The organism is Bradyrhizobium sp. 132 (genome assembly GCF_023074185.1).
GTDB lineage: Bacteria > Pseudomonadota > Alphaproteobacteria > Rhizobiales > Xanthobacteraceae > Bradyrhizobium.
The window spans coordinates 176774-193070 of the sequence record NZ_JADPKY010000094.1; the positions used below are offsets into that span (position 1 = coordinate 176774).

Genomic DNA, 16297 nt, shown 5'->3' on the forward strand with positions numbered 1-16297 from the left:
AGCATGATGCACATCATGCAATGGAGTGTCCATGTCCGACAACGATCAACTCGACCTGTTTTCACCCGCGCAACGGCGCGAGCGTGTCGTGGACTGGCAAGTGCCCGCGCCGGTCGCAAAGGCGGCCATGGGGCTATCGGGCATGGATGCGATGATGGGCATCCGCGACGGCCGCTTGCCGCCGCCACCTTTTGCAAAACTGATCGGCTTCACCATGGCCGTGGTCGAACCGGGCCGGATCGTGATGGAACTGGAGCCGCGCGAAGATCTCGAAAATACCATCGGCCTGCTGCACGGGGCGACCGCCGCGGCGCTGATCGATACTGCCATGGGCTGTGCGATCTCGACCCGGTTGGAGGCCGGGCAGAGCTCGGTCACTCTCGACCTGAAAATGACCTTCCTGCGTCCGCTCTCGGTCCGTTCCGGGCTGATCTCGGCCGAAGGCAAAGTGATCAAGCTGGGACGCCAGAGCAGCTACGCCGAAGGTTTTGTGCGCGACGGCAAGGGGGCGCTTGCGGTCCATGCAACTGCAACCTTTTCGATGATCGGCAATATCTTAACATGAATTAATGCGCCGCCTGCTCCATTTCTGTGTTATGAGATGATCTTCGACATTCAATGAGACCAGCATGCGCTATTCCCGGGAACACAAGCAGGAAACACACGACCGTATCGTGAAGAAGGCTTCCGTGCGGCTGCGCGAAAAGGGCGCCCACGGCATTGGCGTCGCCGACCTCATGAAGGAAGCGGGCCTGACCCATGGCGGCTTCTACGCGCATTTCGATTCTCGCGAGGCGCTGGTGATCGAGGCGTTTGGCTACGCCATGGATCGCGGGATGGACCATTGGCGCAAGATCACCGACGAGGTCGCGCCGGAGAAGCGGCTGGCGCTGATCGCGGAAGCCTATCTCTCAGCGCTCCATCGCGACAATCCCGGCCATGGTTGCTCGATCCCCGCGCTCGGCGCCGAGATCGCCCGCGAGAGCCCGAAAACGCGAAAGGCCTTTGCCGGCAAGCTCGACGAGATGATCGAGATGATGACCGACTTCATCCCGAACCTCCCGCGCAAGGCAGCGCGCAAGCAGGCAATCGCGACGCTGACCACCATGGCCGGCACCATGCTGCTGGCGCGCATCGCCGGCTCGAGCGAGCTGTCGGACGAGGTGCTGAAGACGGGCAGGGAGAGCGCGCTGGATGGCGCGCGCCGTGAGCCGAAGACTGCGGCGGCGAAGAAGGCGAAGCAGAATTAGCGACAGCCAGAGGCTCCAGGCCTCATCCTGAGGAGACCGCGAAGCGGTCGTCTCGAAGGATGGTCGCGGGTGAGATACCGGCCTCTATGGTTCGAGACGGCGCTGCGCGCCTCCTCACCATGAGGATCTGGCAGTTGGGCTCTCAACACCCCCGAATTCACCGCCCCGCGAACAGCGCCCGCTCGCGCTCGACGATCTCGCTGATGTAATCCGCCACAGCCCTGATCCGCGCGAGGTCCTTGCTGTCGGCGTGCATCAGCATCCAGAAGGTGCGGGTGATCGAGACCTCTTCCGTCAGTACCGCAATCAGCTGCGGATAGTCGGCCGCCATGAAGTGCGGCAGGACAGCGATACCGAAGCCCGCGAGCGTGGCATTGAGCTGCGCGATCAGATTGGCGCTGCGCAAGCGTGCGGAGATCTTCGGCGACACCTGCGGCAGATAATCGAGCTCGGGCGTGAACAGCAGCTCCTCGATATAGCCGACGAAGCGGTGTTGCGGCAGGACCTCGCGCGAGGTGATTTTCGGGAAACGATCGAGATAGGCGGGCGCGGCATAGAGCCCGAGGCGGTAGTCGAGCAGTTTGCGGCCGACGATGCGGCCTTCCTTCGGCATGGTCAGGCTGATGGCAATATCGGCCTCGCGCTTGGAGAGGCTGAACAGCCGCGCGGTCGCGACCAGTTGCAGATCGAGGTCGGGATAGCGGTCGGCGAAGGGCGCGAGCCGCGGCGCCAGGAACGCAGTCCCAAAACCGTCGGGCGCGCCGATCCGCACCGTGCCGGTCAGCCGGGCCACGGAGCCGCCAACCTGCTCCTGGTTGGCGACGATGGTCGATTCCATGGCCTCCGCGCTGTCGGCGACGCGCTGCCCGGCCTCCGTCAGGAGGTAGCCGGTCTTGCGCCGGTCAAACAGCTTTGCCGAGAGGTGCTTCTCCAGCCGGTCGACGCGGCGGATGACGGTGGCATGGTCGACGCCGAGCTGTTTTGCCGCAGCCGAAACCGAGCCGCCCCGCACGATGGCCAGCACAAAGCGGAAGTCGTCCCAGTCGATAGCGCCTTGATCCAGCATTTTCGCACATCTATGGTGCATTATCTCAGACTTGAATCCTATAAAATGCAGGTTGATAGGATTTGTCAAAGCGATCGTGCTCGACTTCCAGGGAGATCATTCCATGCGTTCAATCGGACATTTCATCGGCGGCAGGGAGGTCAAGGGCACATCGGGCCGCACCGCCGACGTTTTCGAGCCGATGACCGGTGACGTCCAGGGCAAGGTAGCGCTGGCGTCCAAAGCCGAGGTCCGCGCTGCCGTCGAGAACGCCCGCGCCGCGCAGCCGGAATGGGCCGCGACCAACCCGCAGCGCCGTGCCCGCGTGATGATGAAATTCGTCGAGCTGGTGCAGCGCGACTACGACAAGCTTGCCGAGATGCTGGCGCGTGAGCACGGCAAGACCGTGCCCGACGCCAAGGGCGACATCCAGCGCGGCCTCGAAGTCGCGGAATTCGCCTGCGGCATCCCGCATCTGATGAAGGGCGAATACACCGAAGGCGCCGGACCCGGCATCGACATCTACTCCATGCGCCAGGCGCTCGGCGTCGTCGCCGGCATCACGCCGTTCAATTTCCCGGCGATGATCCCGATGTGGAAGTTCGCCCCCGCGATCGCCTGTGGCAACGCCTTCATCCTGAAGCCGTCGGAGCGCGATCCCGGCGTGCCGATGATGCTGGCCGCGCTGATGATCGAGGCGGGCCTGCCGGCTGGCATCCTCAACGTCGTCAACGGCGACAAGGAAGCGGTCGACGCCATCCTCGACGATCCCGACATCAAGGCCGTCGGCTTCGTCGGCTCCACGCCGATCGCGCAATACATCTACGAGCGTGCCGCGCAGACCGGCAAGCGCTGCCAGTGTTTTGGCGGCGCCAAGAACCACGCCATCATCATGCCCGATGCCGACATGGATCAGGCCGTCGACGCACTGATCGGCGCCGGCTACGGTTCGGCCGGCGAACGCTGCATGGCCGTCTCGGTGGCCGTGCCCGTCGGCAAGTCCGCCGCCGACCGCCTGATGGAAAAGCTGATCCCGCGCGTCGAGTCGCTCAAGATCGGCACCTCGATCGATCCGTCGGCCGATTACGGTCCGCTGGTGACGCGCGAGGCGGTCGAGAAGGTCAAGGGCTATATCGATATCGGCATCAAGGAAGGCGCGACGCTCGCCGTCGACGGCCGCGGCTTCAAGATGCAGGGCTACGAGAACGGTTTCTATCTCGGCGGTTCGCTGTTCGACAACGTCACCAAGGACATGCGGATCTACAAGGAAGAGATCTTTGGTCCCGTGCTCTCGGTCGTGCGCGCGCACGACTACAAGGAAGCGCTGGCGCTGCCGTCCGAGCATGACTACGGCAACGGTGTTGCGATCTTCACCCGCGACGGCGATGCCGCACGCGACTTCGCGGCCAAGGTCAATGTCGGCATGGTCGGCATCAACGTGCCGATCCCTGTGCCGATCGCCTACTACACCTTCGGCGGCTGGAAGAAGTCCGGCTTCGGCGATCTCAACCAGCACGGCCCGGATTCAGTCCGCTTCTACACCAAGACCAAGACGGTGACCTCGCGCTGGCCGTCCGGCGTCAAGGAAGGCGCGGAGTTCTCGATTCCGCTGATGAAGTAAGGCTGTAGCCCAGCCCGTCATGCGAGCGTAGCGAAGCAATCCAGACTTTCTCCTCGGACACACTGGATTGCTTCGTCGCTTCGCTCCTCGCAATGACGAGAACAGTGAGCAGCCCATCATGCAGTTCGCTTTGAACGAGGATCAGATCGCGGTTCGCGACATGGCGTTGGCGTTTGCGGCTTCGAGGATCGCGCCGCACGCGCTACGCTGGGACGAGGAGAAACATTTTCCCGTCGAAACCATGCGCGAGGCCGCCACGCTCGGCATGGGCGGCATCTACATCCGCGAGGATGTCGGCGGCTCCGCCATGACGCGGTTCGACGCGGCGCTGATTTTTGAGGCGCTGGCGACGGGCTGTCCGACCACCTCGGCTTTCATCTCCATCCACAACATGGCGTCCTGGATGATCGATGCCTACGGCAGCGACACCCAGCGCCACACATGGTTGCCAAAGCTCTGCACCATGGAGCTGATTGCGAGCTACTGCCTGACCGAGCCCGGCGCCGGCTCGGACGCTGCAGCGCTGCGCACCCGCGCCGTGCGTGACGGCGATCATTATGTGCTGAACGGCCAGAAGCAGTTCATCTCCGGCGCCGGCGGCACTGATCTCCTGGTCGCGATGGTGCGCACCGGTGGCGATGGTCCCGGCGGCATCTCGACCCTAGTCATCGACGGCAAGACGCCGGGCGTCTCGTTCGGCGCCAACGAGCGCAAGATGGGCTGGAACGCGCAGCCGACCCGCGCCGTGATTTTCGAGAACGCCCGCGTGCCGGTCGCCGATCGCTTAAGCGAAGAGGGCGTCGGCTTCAAGATTGCGATGGCCGGTCTCGACGGCGGACGTCTCAACATCACGGCATGCTCGCTCGGTGGTGCGCAGACCGCGTTCGACAAGGCGCGTTCCTACATGAAAGAGCGCAAAGCCTTCGGCAAGCGCCTAGACGAATTCCAGGCGCTGCAATTCCGCCTCGCCGACATGGCAATCGAGCTCGAGGCCGCGCGCACATTCTTGTGGCGCGCAGCGGCGGCGCTGGACCGCAAGGACCCGGACGCCACCATGCTGTGTGCCATGGCCAAGCGTTTTGGGACCGACGCCGGCTTCGAGGTCGCCAACCAGGCGCTCCAGCTCCATGGCGGCTACGGTTACCTCAGCGAATACGGGATCGAGAAGATCGTGCGCGATTTGCGGGTGCACCAGATCCTCGAAGGCACCAATGAAATCATGCGGCTCATCGTCGCGCGCAAACTGATCGAGGGCGGGCGATGAGTGGTGTGGAAGAGCACGATCTGGTCGCACGGGTCGAAGGCTCGGCCGGCATTATCAGGCTCAACCGTCCGAAGGCGATCAACGCCGTGACGCTGGAGATGTTTCGCGGCATCGACAAGGCGCTCGACCGTTTTGAGGCCGATCCTGCCGTTGCCGTGATCGTGCTGGAAGGTGCCGGCGAGCGCGGCCTGTGTGCCGGCGGCGACATCCGCGCGCTCTGGGAGAGCTCGAAGGTCGACGGCGATCTCGGCAAGATTCTGTGGCGGGAGGAGTACATCCTCAACGCCCGGATCAAGAAATTCCCAAAACCCTATGTCGCTTTCATGGACGGCATCGTGATGGGCGGCGGCGTCGGGCTCTCGGCCCATGCGAGCCATCGAATCGTCACCGAGCGCACCAGGCTCGCGATGCCCGAGGTCGGGCTCGGTTTCTTCCCCGATGTCGGCGGCACCTATCTGTTGTCACGCTCGCCGGGCGAGATCGGCACCTATTTTGGTCTCACCGGCCAGACCATGAACGGCCCCGACGCCATCCATGCGAAATTCGCCGATGCCGTGGTGCCGGTTGCCAAATGGCCGGGGCTGCGCGAGGCACTGACCAAGGTTCGCCAGGGCGTGACCGCGGCTGATGTGAGCAAGTTGATCAACGGTTTTGCCACAGGCGAGGCCGCGGGGCCGGTGGCAGCCAGGCAGGCGACGATCGACGCATTGTTCGGCTTCGACCGCATGGAGGACATCGTCGCTGCGCTCAAGCACGACGGCTCGGAGTTCGCCCATGCGACATTGAAGACGCTCAATGAAAAGTCACCGCGCGGCATGGTGGTGACGCTCAAGCTTTTGCGGCTCGCGCGCGCGGCGGCGAGCCTGGAGGAGTGCTTGGCGCGCGAATATCGCGCCGCGCTGGAAGTCTTCCGCAGCGACGATTTTCGCGAGGGCGTACGCGCCGCCGTAATCGACAAGGACCGCAATCCGACCTGGTCGCCGCCGCGCATCGAGGATGTCACGCCGGACCTGCTTGCGCCGTATCTCACCGAGATTGGCGCCGACGAATTGAAGTTCAACTAATCAACGAAACGCATCACGGGAGGACATCGAGATGGCCACGATTGCATTCATCGGTCTCGGCAACATGGGCGGCCCGATGGCGGCCAATCTGGTCAAAGCCGGCCACAAGGTGGTGGCCTTCGATCTCGCCGAGGGCTCGCGCAACCAGGCCAAGGCCGATGGCGCCGGCATAGCCGACAGCGCGGCGGGCGCAGTGAAGGGCGCTGATGTGGTCGTCACGATGCTGCCCGCCGGCAAGCACGTTCTCGGCGTGTGGGGCGAGGTCGTTCCTGCGATGTCCAAGGGCGCGCTGATCATCGATAGTTCCACCATCGACGTCGAGAGTGCAAGGCAGGCGCATGCGCTGGCCACCAAGAGCGGCGTGCTCGCGGTCGATGCGCCGGTCTCCGGTGGCACCGGTGGCGCCAAGGGTGCGACGCTCACTTTCATGTGCGGCGGCGAGGAGCGCGCATTTGCGGCGGCCAAGCCGGTGCTGGAGAAGATGGGCAAGAAGATCGTCCATTGCGGCGGCGCCGGCGCTGGCCAGGCGGCAAAGATCTGCAACAACATGATCCTCGGCATTTCCATGATCGCGGTGAGCGAAGCCTTTGCGTTGGCTGAGAAGCTCGGCCTCTCGCATCAGGCGCTGTTCGACGTCGCCTCGACCTCGTCGGGCCAGTGCTGGTCGCTCACGACCTATTGCCCGGTGCCGGGACCGGTGCCGACCTCACCGGCCAACAACGACTATAAGCCGGGTTTTGCCTCGGCGCTGATGGTAAAGGATCTGACGCTGGCGCAGGACGCCGCCAAGGCCGCGGGTGCGGCGACGCCGCTCGGCAAGCATGCGCAGGAGATCTATCAGTCCTTCGACGCAGCCGGCCAGGGCGGGGTGGATTTTTCCGGAATTATCAAGCACGTTAGGAGTCTGGCCGGGAAAGCTTGATGACGACATTTCAGGAAGCGCGCGCGTTTCTGCTTCACAACCGCACGGACTACGAGACAGCGGTCAAGGACTTCCGCTGGCCCGATCCGGTTCCTTTCAACTGGGCGCTCGACTGGTTCGACGCCGAGCTGGCGGCGAATATTGACAGCAAGGATCGTCCTGCGATCTGGATTGTCGATGCCGCGCAGGACCGGCAGACCAAATTGTCTTTCGCGGCACTCTCGCGCCGCTCCAACCAGGTGGCGAACTTCCTGCGCGCGCAGGGCCTGAAGCGCGGCGATCATCTCCTGCTGCTGCTCGGCAATGTGGTTCCGCTGTGGGAGACCATGCTGGCTGCGATGAAGCTCGGCGTCGTCGTGATTCCCGCCACCACGCTGCTCACGGCCGACGAACTCCGCGACCGGCTCGATCGCGGCAAGGCGAAGGCGGTGGTCGCCGCCGAGGATCAGGTCGCAAAATTCACCAGCCTTGGTGCGGAGAACATCGTCCGCATTGTGGTCGGTGCGGCCTGCGACGGCTGGCTTGCCTATGACGGAGCGGCAAAAGCTTCGGAGCAATTCACGCCTGACGGCCCGACCAACGCCGATGACGCGATGCTGCTCTATTTCACCTCGGGCACCACGGCAAAGCCAAAACTGGTGCGGCACAGCCAGCGCAGCTATCCCGTCGGCCATCTCTCGACCATGTACTGGATCGGGTTGAAGCCTGGCGATGTCCATCTCAACATTTCCTCGCCCGGCTGGGCCAAGCACGCCTGGAGCTGTTTGTTCGCGCCGTGGAATGCGGGCGCGACCGTGTTTGTGGTCAACCAGCCGCGCTTCGACGCGAAGGGATTGCTTGCCACCATCGGCCGCTGCGGCGTCACCACGCTGTGCGCGCCGCCGACGGTGTGGCGGCTGTTCATCCAGGAGAACCTCGCAGCTTTCAAGGTGGCGTTGCGCGAGGTCTGCGGCGCGGGCGAGCCGCTCAACCCTGAAGTGATCGACCAGGTGCAGGCCGCCTGGGGCCTCACCATCCGCGACGGCTATGGCCAGACTGAAACGACCGCGCTCGCCGGCAACTCGCCGGGGCAAAAGATCAAGGTCGGATCGATGGGCCGGCCCTTGCCGGGCTACCGCGTGCAGGTCAGCGACGCCGACGGCTATCCTGCCAGGGAAGGCGAGGTGGCGCTGCTGCTGGGCCGTGAGCGTCCCGCCGGCCTGATGCAGGGATATCAGGGCGACGACGGCGGGCTGTCCGGCACCGAAGGCGAACTCTATCGCAGCGGCGACGTCGTGTTCGAAGACGAGGATGGCTATCTCACGTTCGTCGGCCGCTCCGACGACGTGTTCAAATCCTCCGATTATCGCATCAGCCCGTTCGAGCTGGAGAGCGTGTTGCTCGAGCATGAGCTGGTGGCGGAAGCCGCCGTGGTGCCGAGCCCGGATCCGATCCGGCTCGCGGTTCCCAAGGCCTTCGTGCTGCTGACCGCGGGCGCGGAGCGATCGCCAGCGACGGCGCTCTCCATCTTCCAACATCTGCATACGCGCCTTGCGCCGTTCAAGCGCATCCGCCGCCTCGAAATCGTCACGGAGCTGCCGAAGACGATCTCAGGCAAGATCCGCCGCGTGCAGCTACGACGTCTCGAGCGCGACGACGACCGCAACGATCCCCTGCGCGGCCGGGAATTCCGGGAAGAGGATTTTCCGGAGCTGCCGAAAACACGGAGTGAGACCTAAGTGAACGAGGTCTGGAAGAAGCCGCCGATTTCCTTGGACGCCTATCAGGCCATGGTCGGCAAGGAGATCGGCGTGTCGTCGTGGCACCTGGTCGACCAGCCCCGCATCGACACCTATGCCGACGTGATCGAGGATCACCAGTTCATCCATGTCGATCCGGAGCGTGCGAAGAAGGAGACGGCGTTCGGCACCACCATCGCGCACGGCTTCCTCACGATGTCGCTGCTGTCGATCATGTCCTACGAGGTGATGCCCGTCATCGCGGGCACCACGATGGGCGTCAATTACGGTTTCGACAAGCTGCGCTTTATCTCGCCGGTGCGCTCGGGCAAGCGCGTTCGGGGCCGTTTCGTGCTGGCGGAAGCCAAGCTGCGCAAGCCGAACGAGCTGCAGTCCCGCACCAACGTCACGGTGGAGATCGAAGGCGAAGACAAGCCCGCGCTGGTCGCGGAGTGGCTTGGCTTGGTCTATTTCGCCTAGGGTAGGTCGGCATGGCCGGGCTTGACCCGGCCAGCCATCGCTGCTCAAAAGCTGTTCAAATCTCTCGCGGAGCTTTCTCACCCTCTCCCCTGTGGGAGAGGGTGGCTTCGCGGAACGCGAAGCCGGGTGAGGGTATCTCTCCGCGAGCTCCGCCGTCGATAGAGACCCCTCATCCGGCGCTTCGCGCCACCTTCTCCCACAAGGGGAGAAGTAAGAAGAAGCAGGAACTGCACAATGGCAATCAGGTTCGACGGACGCGTCGCCATCGTTACCGGCGCGGGCAATGGTCTCGGACGGGCGCATGCGCTGGGGCTGGCGAGCCGCGGTGCGAAAGTCGTAGTCAACGATTTCGGCGGCGCGCGCGACGGCAGCGGCGGTTCGCTCTCGCCCGCGGAAGCCGTGGTCGAGGAAATCCGCAAGGCCGGCGGCACCGCGATGGCCGACGGCGCCGACGTTTCGAATTTCGAGCAGGTCACCGCCATGGTCGAGCGTGCCACCAAGGAGTGGGGCAGCGTGGACCTCGTGTGCGCCAATGCCGGCATTTTGCGCGACAAGTCGTTCGGCAAGATGGAAGCGGCCGATTTCCAGAAGGTGCTCGACGTGCACCTCGTCGGCACCTTCTATTGCTGCAAGGCAGCCTGGGCCGGCATGCGCGACCGCAGCTACGGCCGCATCGTGCTGACCACGTCGTCCTCCGGCCTCTACGGCAATTTCGGCCAGGCCAATTACGGTGCGGCCAAGTCGGGCATGGTCGGCCTGATGAACGTGCTGGCGGAAGAGGGCCGCAAGTCAGACATCCGCGTCAACATCATCTCGCCGACGGCGGCAACCCGCATGACGGAAGAGCTGCTGCCGCCGCAGGCGCTGCAATTGATGAAGCCGAACGCGATCACGCCCGCGGTCGAGTACATGCTCAGTGAGGATGCGCCGACCCGCACCATCATGGGCGCCGGCGCCGGTTCGTTTGCGGTGATCAAGATCGTCGAGAGCGAAGGCGTCAACCTGCCGGAGTCCGAGTGGACCCCGGACGGGGTCGCGGCGCATTTCGCCGAGATCAGCGACATGTCGAAGGCGAAGGCGCTGCAGGGCGCGTTCGAGCAGACGCAGAAATACGTGGCGCAGGCCGCGGCGCGCGCCGGGGTAAAACTCTGACAGGCGTCGCCGTCATCGGCGCCGGCCCTGCCGGGCTGATGGCGGCCGAAGTGCTGGCGCAAGGCGGTGCTCGCGTCACCGTCTACGACGCGATGCCGTCGGCGGGCCGCAAATTGTTGATGGCCGGCCGCGGCGGACTCAATCTCACCCACAGCGAGCCGCTGCCGCAGTTCATGGCGCGCTACCGCGAGGCGGCGCCGAAACTGAACGCGGCGATCGAAACGCTTCCACCTGACGCCTTGCGCGCCTGGAGCGAGGCGCTGGGTGAGCCGACTTTTGTCGGCTCCAGCGGGCGTGTGTTTCCGAAAGCGTTCAAGGCCTCGCCCTTGCTGCGGGCCTGGCTGCGACGGCTCGATGCCGCCGGCGTGCGCTTTGCCTTTCGCCATCGCTGGATGGGCTGGGACGGGGAGGGACGGCTAGTCCTTGAAAAACCCGGCGGCGGCGCCGCCATCGCCGCAGACGCCACGGTGCTGGCACTCGGCGGCGCAAGCTGGCCGCGACTGGGCTCCGATGGCGGCTGGACTACGATCCTGGCCGACAAAGACATTTCAATCTCGCCGCTGCGGCCTGCGAACTCCGGCTTCATCGTCGCCTGGTCCGAAATCTTCCGCACGCGCTTCGAAGGCCATCCGCTCAAGGGTGCTGTGCTGTCCTTCGGCCCGCACCGCGCGCGCGGCGAAGCCGTCATCACAAGCGGCGGGATCGAGGGCGGGACGATCTATGGATTGTCGGCCGAACTGCGCGAGGCGATTGCGGCGAACGGCGAAGCGGTCCTGCACGTCGCTTTGCGGCCGGACGTGCATCATGGCGAACTCGTCAAGCGTCTGTCCGCCTCGCGCGGCAAGCAATCATTCTCCAACTTCTTGCGCAAGGCTGCGCAGCTGTCTCCGGTCGCTGTCGGGCTGTTGCAGGAAGCGGCCATCGGTGCGGGTCAATCGTTGTCGGCAATGTCGGCTGAACGATTGGCGGAGCTGATTAACGCCGTGCCGATCAAGCTCGCAGGCGTGGCGCCGATCGCGCGCGCGATCTCCAGCGCCGGCGGGATTTCGTTCGACGAGCTCGACGCGGACTTCATGATCCGCAAGCTGCCGGGCGTGTTCGCAGCCGGTGAGATGCTGGACTGGGAGGCGCCGACGGGTGGCTATTTGCTTCAGGCCTCGTTCGCGACGGGGGCTGCGGCGGGGCGGGGTATGCTTAAGTGGCTCGACCGCTAAACACCGTCATTGCGAGCGTAGCGAAGCAATCCAGAATCCTCCACGGAGGTAGTCTGGATTGCTTCGTCGCAAGAGCTCCTCGCAATGACGGCTGTGGAATCGTCGAAGCCCCTACCGCAGCTTCCCCCGTGCCGCGACTGGAAGCGTGCCGATGATTTCTTCGCCGCGCACCATCACCACCTCGTCCATCATGTTGACGACGACGCAGACATGATTGGGCACGATCCGCACGATGTCGCCGACATTGGGCCTGGTGTTGCTGCGGGAGAGGTCGAGGAAGCCGTGTTCTTCCGCGAAGCGCGCGATCTTGGCTTCGGGGTGCTCCAGGATCAGGCCGTGGCCGTCGAGGCCGCCGGTGTCCGTGGTCAGCGTCTTTGAGCCGGCATCGAGGATGCCGCGCTCGGGCGCGGCGCGGCTGACCACCGTCGAATAGATGTGCAGCGCGCAATCGTCCCAGGTGGCGGAGCCGGCGGCGACCTGCATGCGGTCGTTGTAGATGTAGGTGCCGAAGCGGTGCTCGGTGCCGCCCTTGAGTTTGCCGAGATTCTTCAGGTTTGGCGTGCCACCGGTCGAGACGATTTTTGCATCCAGCCCGTGCGCGCGCACGCCGGCCAGGGCCTCGTCGTAGAACTTTTGCGCGTCCGCCCAGCCGGTCTCGGTCGGATACAGCATGAAGCCGGCGAACTCGAGCCCCTTGGACGCGGCGATCTCGCGCGCGAGCGCAACCGCCTCGGCCGGCGTTTCAACACCGGCGCGCTTGCGCCCAGTATCGCATTCGACCACGACCGACAGCGGTCGGCCCGACGCAGCGGCGGCCTTGGGCAGACCGGCGACGACGGTCGAGTTGTCGGCGGCGGCCGTCATGTTGGCCTTGGCCTGCAACGCCCCTAACCGCGCCATCTTCTCGTCGCCGAGCAGGTTGTAGCTGATCAGGATATTATCGATGCCGGCATTGGCCATGATCTCGGCTTCACCGAGCTTCTGGCAGGTGATGCCTTTCGCGCCGGCCGCGATCTGCATCTTCGCGATGGTCGGATTCTTGTGCGTCTTGATGTGGGGACGGTTGGCGACACCCGCGTCATCGCAGGCCTTCTGGATGCGCGCGATGTTGCGTTCGACCTTGTCCATGTCGATGACGGCGCAGGGCGTGCCGTATTCGCGGGCAATTTTTGCAGCGAGTGTCGTTGTCATGGGTCAAGCTTTCTCGATCTCTTCGCGCCGCACTTCGAGCTCCAGCCATTTGTCCTCGGCCTCGGCCAGTTCCCCTTGCGCTTTCGTCAGAGCGTCGGAGGCCTGATCGAAGCGCTTGCGATCTTTGCGGAACAGATCGGGGTCGTCAAGGAACCGCTGCTGCTTGGCGATTTCGGCCTGCAGTCTGGCGATGGTCTTGGGCAGCGTCTCCAGCGCGTGTTGCTCGTTGAACGTCAACCGTCGTTTCGTGACGCCGGAAGGTGCTGCTGACCGCGTCTCTCTCTTCTCTTCGGCGGCTTTCGCCGTCGCGCGCTTCAAGTCGACGCCGCGCTGGGCCAGCATGTCGGTGTAACCGCCGGCATATTCGAGCCAGCGCCCATCGCCCTCGGGCGCGATCACGGACGTCACCACGCGGTCGAGAAAATCGCGATCATGGCTGATCAGAATTACGGTGCCCTCGTAGTCGCCGAGCATTTCCTCGAGGACGTCGAGGGTCTCGAGATCGAGGTCGTTGGTCGGCTCGTCCAGCACCAGGAGATTGGAGGGCTTCGCCAGCGCGCGTGCCAGCATCAGCCGGCCGCGCTCGCCGCCGGACAGCACCTCCAGCGGCGTGCGCATCTGTTCCTGGGCGAACAGGAAGTCCTTCATGTAGCTGACGACATGCTTTGGCTTGCCGCCGACCATGACGTGGTCGCCGCGGCCGCCGGTCAGCGCCTCGGCCAGCGTCGATTTGGGATCGAGACTTTCGCGGTGCTGGTCGAGCGTCGCCATCTCGATGTTGGCGCCGAGCCGTAAGCTGCCGCTGTCCGGTGCGCTGCCGCCGGTCAGCATCTCGATCAGCGTCGTCTTGCCGGCGCCGTTCGGGCCGACGATGCCGATGCGATCGCCGCGCTGGACGCGGATCGAGAAGCCGTCGACGATCTTTCGCTCGCCATAGGACCGGCTGATATTCTTAGCCTCGATGACGAGCTTGCCGGACTTGTCGGCTTCGGCAGCCGCGAGGTTGGCGTTGCCCGTCGCGCCGCGATGGGTGCGGCGCTGGTCACGCAGCGCGTGCAGGTTTCCAAGCCGCTTGACGTTGCGCTTGCGGCGGCCCGAGACGCCGTAGCGCAACCAGTGCTCCTCGTTGACGATCTTGCGGTCGAGCTTGTGCTGGTCGCGCTCTTCCTCCGCGAGCACCTCGTCGCGCCAGGCCTCAAAGGCGCTGAAGCCGCGGTCGATCTGCCGGATCTGGCCGCGGTCGAGCCAGGCGGTGCTGCGCGAGAGATTGCTCAGGAAGCGCCGATCGTGGCTGATGATCACCAGCGCGCAGCGGCGGCTCTCCAGTTCGCCCTCCAGCCATTCGATGGTCGTGAGATCCAGATGGTTGGTCGGCTCGTCCAGCAGCAGGATATCGGGCGAGGGCGCCAGCACGCGCGCCAGCGCGGCGCGGCGCGCTTCGCCGCCCGACACATGCGCCGGGTCTTCTTCGCCGCTGAGGCCGAGCTGTTCGACCAGATAGCGCGCCTGATAGTGATCGTCGCCGGCATGGAGGCCGGCCTCGACATAGGCCAGCGTGGTGGAGAAGCCGGCAAAATCCGGCTCCTGCGGCAGGTAGCGGATGGTGGCGCCGGGCTGCACGAAACGGCTGCCGCCATCCGGTTCGACCAGGCCGGCAGCGATCTTGAGCAGCGTCGATTTGCCCGAACCGTTGCGGCCGATCAGGCAGACGCGCTCACCGGTCGAAACCGACAGTTCGACGTTCGCCAGGAGCGGCGTGCCGCCAAAGGTCAGCTTGATATCGCGCAGTTGAATCAGCGGTGGCGCCATGCGGTGTCTCAGTCCTGTCTTGTTGCGGCCTGGTCGGCGCGGCGGCGCTGAATGCGGCGGATGGTCTGGTCGAGCGTCGACAGAAACGTCGAGCGGTCGCGTGGTGCAAACGATTTCGGGCCGCCGGTGACTTCGCCCGCCGAGCGCAAATCCGTCATCAGGTTGCGGACCGCGAGCGTCATCCCGATCGATTCTTCCGTGAATGGCTTGCCGTTGGATGCAATCACATCGGCGCCGGCCTTCACGCAGCGGCTCGCGAGCGGAATATCCGTGGTAATAACGATATCGCCGGGCCCCGCGCGCTCGGCGATCCAGTCGTCGGCGGCATCCATACCGGCGCCCGCGGCCACCCGCTCGATCAGCGGGTCCTGCGGCACGCGGATGAAATTGCCCGCGACCACGCTCACGGGCAAGCCGTGCCTGCCGGCGACGCGATAGATTTCGTCCTTGACGGGGCAGGCGTCGGCGTCGACGTAGATGCGGGTGGTGTTTTGAGGGTTCGTCATTATCCGTAGATGGGGCTTGCGAAGCGGTTCCGCAGCCCGCGCGTGGTACCCCATCCCGGCCGCAAAGGCGAGGGGATTGACCCCGGTTCCTCAAGGCCTACGATCGGTCCGCAACAACAAGAATTCAGAGCAAGAATTGAGGGAAGGTGACCCCATGCCGAACCGGCTCGAAACCCATCGCGTCGTGGCCTACAACACTGCAAAGCAATCCGAAAACAAGATGCATGACGACAATGTGGCGCGCCGCTTCGGCTTTTCCGGCGGGCTGGTTCCGGGCGTCGATGTCTTCGCCTACATGATGCACGTGCCGGTGGCGCGCTGGGGCCGCGATTTCCTGTCGCGCGGGCTGGTCGAGGCTCGCTTCATCAAGCCGGTCTATGACGGCGAGACCGCCGATGTCGATGCGACCGAGCACAATGGCTTGCTCACGATCGAGGTGTTCAGCCGCAACGAACTCTGCGCCACCGGGACGGCAACGCTGCCGGCGGCCCCCGCGACTGCGGTGTCGTTGAGCGAATATATCGCGGTGCCTATGGTGGCCGAGCGTAAGCCAGTCAGCGCAGCGACCTTCGAAACCGGAAATTGGCTGGGCACGACGCCCCGGCGCTGGGCCGGGCAGGATGCAGCCGACTACCTCGCCGACATCAGGGAGCCCGATCCGATCTTCGCGCGCGAGGGGCTCGGCCATCCCGGCCTGATCCAGCGCGTCATGAACCGCGTGCTGGTGGACAACACCATTCTGGGCCCGTGGATCCATGTCGGCAGCCGCATGCAGCTGCTGTCAGCCGCACGCGTCGGCGACGAGATCACCGCGCGGGCAAAAGTCACCGCGAACTACGAGAAGAAAGGCCACCGCTTCGTCGAGCTCGACGCGCTGGTGCTCGCCAACGGCACGACGCCGCTGGCGCATTGCCAGCACACCGCGATCTACCAGCCGCGCGAGCAGGCGGCGGCGTAGCGCGGGAGGGGCAAGCCTGTCACTCCACAAACGGTGTCGTGCCCCGCGCAGGCGGGGCATCCAATACGCCGCGCCCTGTCGGTCGATCACTACGAGCTCGGAG

14 protein-coding genes and 1 pseudogene are annotated in these 16297 nt (G+C 64.8%); 11 read left to right on the plus strand and 4 right to left on the minus strand.

The window, feature by feature from the left end; translation table 11 throughout:
* Positions 1-31 precede the first annotated feature (31 nt).
* Both IVA74_RS16810 and IVA74_RS16815 read left to right on the plus strand, forming a co-directional pair.
* Complete coding sequence (locus IVA74_RS16810) at positions 32-565, plus strand: PaaI family thioesterase (RefSeq protein ID WP_247345953.1); 534 nt, start codon at positions 32-34, stop codon at positions 563-565.
* Between the two features lie 64 nt (positions 566-629).
* Complete coding sequence (locus IVA74_RS16815) at positions 630-1250, plus strand: TetR/AcrR family transcriptional regulator (RefSeq protein WP_247345957.1); 621 nt, start codon at positions 630-632, stop codon at positions 1248-1250.
* Positions 1251-1407: 157 nt separating this feature from the next.
* On the opposite strand, the gene IVA74_RS16820 is transcribed toward IVA74_RS16815, so the two are convergent.
* On the minus strand, positions 1408-2316 hold the full coding sequence (locus IVA74_RS16820; protein ID WP_247345960.1) for a LysR family transcriptional regulator: 909 nt from the start codon (positions 2314-2316) through the stop codon (positions 1408-1410).
* A 103-nt stretch (positions 2317-2419) separates the two neighbouring features.
* On the opposite strand from IVA74_RS16820, the gene IVA74_RS16825 reads away from it, so the two are divergent.
* From IVA74_RS16825 to IVA74_RS16860, 8 genes and pseudogenes are all read left to right on the plus strand, one after another.
* Positions 2420-3916: a CoA-acylating methylmalonate-semialdehyde dehydrogenase gene (locus IVA74_RS16825; protein ID WP_247345963.1), complete on the plus strand. Its 1497-nt coding sequence runs from the start codon at positions 2420-2422 to the stop codon at positions 3914-3916.
* 118 nt (positions 3917-4034) lie between these two features.
* The gene (locus IVA74_RS16830) at positions 4035-5180 is read left to right on the plus strand and encodes an isobutyryl-CoA dehydrogenase (RefSeq protein ID WP_247345966.1); all 1146 of its coding nucleotides are present in this window, start codon (positions 4035-4037) and stop codon (positions 5178-5180) included.
* A complete protein-coding gene (locus tag IVA74_RS16835) occupies positions 5177-6244 on the plus strand; it encodes an enoyl-CoA hydratase/isomerase family protein (RefSeq protein WP_247345969.1) in 1068 nt (355 codons plus the stop codon). The genes IVA74_RS16830 and IVA74_RS16835 overlap by 4 nt, the downstream gene beginning before the upstream one ends.
* Before the next feature lie 13 nt (positions 6245-6257).
* Positions 6258-7166: pseudogene (gene mmsB, locus IVA74_RS16840) on the plus strand (3-hydroxyisobutyrate dehydrogenase); the annotation flags it as partial.
* Complete coding sequence (locus IVA74_RS16845; RefSeq protein ID WP_247345976.1) at positions 7166-8884, plus strand: AMP-binding protein; 1719 nt, start codon at positions 7166-7168, stop codon at positions 8882-8884. The pseudogene mmsB and the gene IVA74_RS16845, both read left to right, overlap by 1 nt.
* Positions 8885-9364 (plus strand): MaoC family dehydratase, encoded by a 480-nt coding sequence (locus IVA74_RS16850; protein ID WP_247345979.1) that lies wholly within the window; start codon positions 8885-8887, stop codon positions 9362-9364. It begins immediately after the preceding gene.
* Positions 9365-9598: 234 nt separating this feature from the next.
* Complete coding sequence (locus tag IVA74_RS16855) at positions 9599-10516, plus strand: SDR family NAD(P)-dependent oxidoreductase (protein ID WP_247345982.1); 918 nt, start codon at positions 9599-9601, stop codon at positions 10514-10516.
* The gene (locus IVA74_RS16860) at positions 10513-11730 is read left to right on the plus strand and encodes a TIGR03862 family flavoprotein (RefSeq protein ID WP_256467598.1); all 1218 of its coding nucleotides are present in this window, start codon (positions 10513-10515) and stop codon (positions 11728-11730) included. Before IVA74_RS16855 ends, IVA74_RS16860 begins: the two co-directional genes overlap by 4 nt.
* A gap of 111 nt (positions 11731-11841) precedes the next feature.
* On the opposite strand, the gene IVA74_RS16865 is transcribed toward IVA74_RS16860, so the two are convergent.
* Genes IVA74_RS16865 through IVA74_RS16875 form a run of 3 tightly spaced genes read right to left on the minus strand, consistent with a single transcriptional unit; the run spans position 11842 to position 15236 of the window.
* Positions 11842-12921, minus strand: coding sequence for a D-TA family PLP-dependent enzyme (locus IVA74_RS16865; protein ID WP_247345987.1), 1080 nt, complete (start codon positions 12919-12921; stop codon positions 11842-11844).
* Positions 12922-12924: 3 nt separating this feature from the next.
* Positions 12925-14730: an ATP-binding cassette domain-containing protein gene (locus tag IVA74_RS16870; RefSeq protein ID WP_247345990.1), complete on the minus strand. Its 1806-nt coding sequence runs from the start codon at positions 14728-14730 to the stop codon at positions 12925-12927.
* An 8-nt stretch (positions 14731-14738) separates the two neighbouring features.
* Positions 14739-15236 carry a YaiI/YqxD family protein gene (locus IVA74_RS16875; protein ID WP_247345994.1) on the minus strand — a complete coding sequence of 166 codons (498 nt, stop codon included), beginning with the start codon at positions 15234-15236 and terminating at the stop codon, positions 14739-14741.
* 154 nt (positions 15237-15390) lie between these two features.
* Between IVA74_RS16875 and IVA74_RS16880 the strand changes: the two genes are divergently transcribed.
* Positions 15391-16194, plus strand: a complete 804-nt coding sequence (locus tag IVA74_RS16880; protein ID WP_247345997.1) for a hypothetical protein — start codon at positions 15391-15393, stop codon at positions 16192-16194.
* Positions 16195-16297 lie beyond the last annotated feature (103 nt).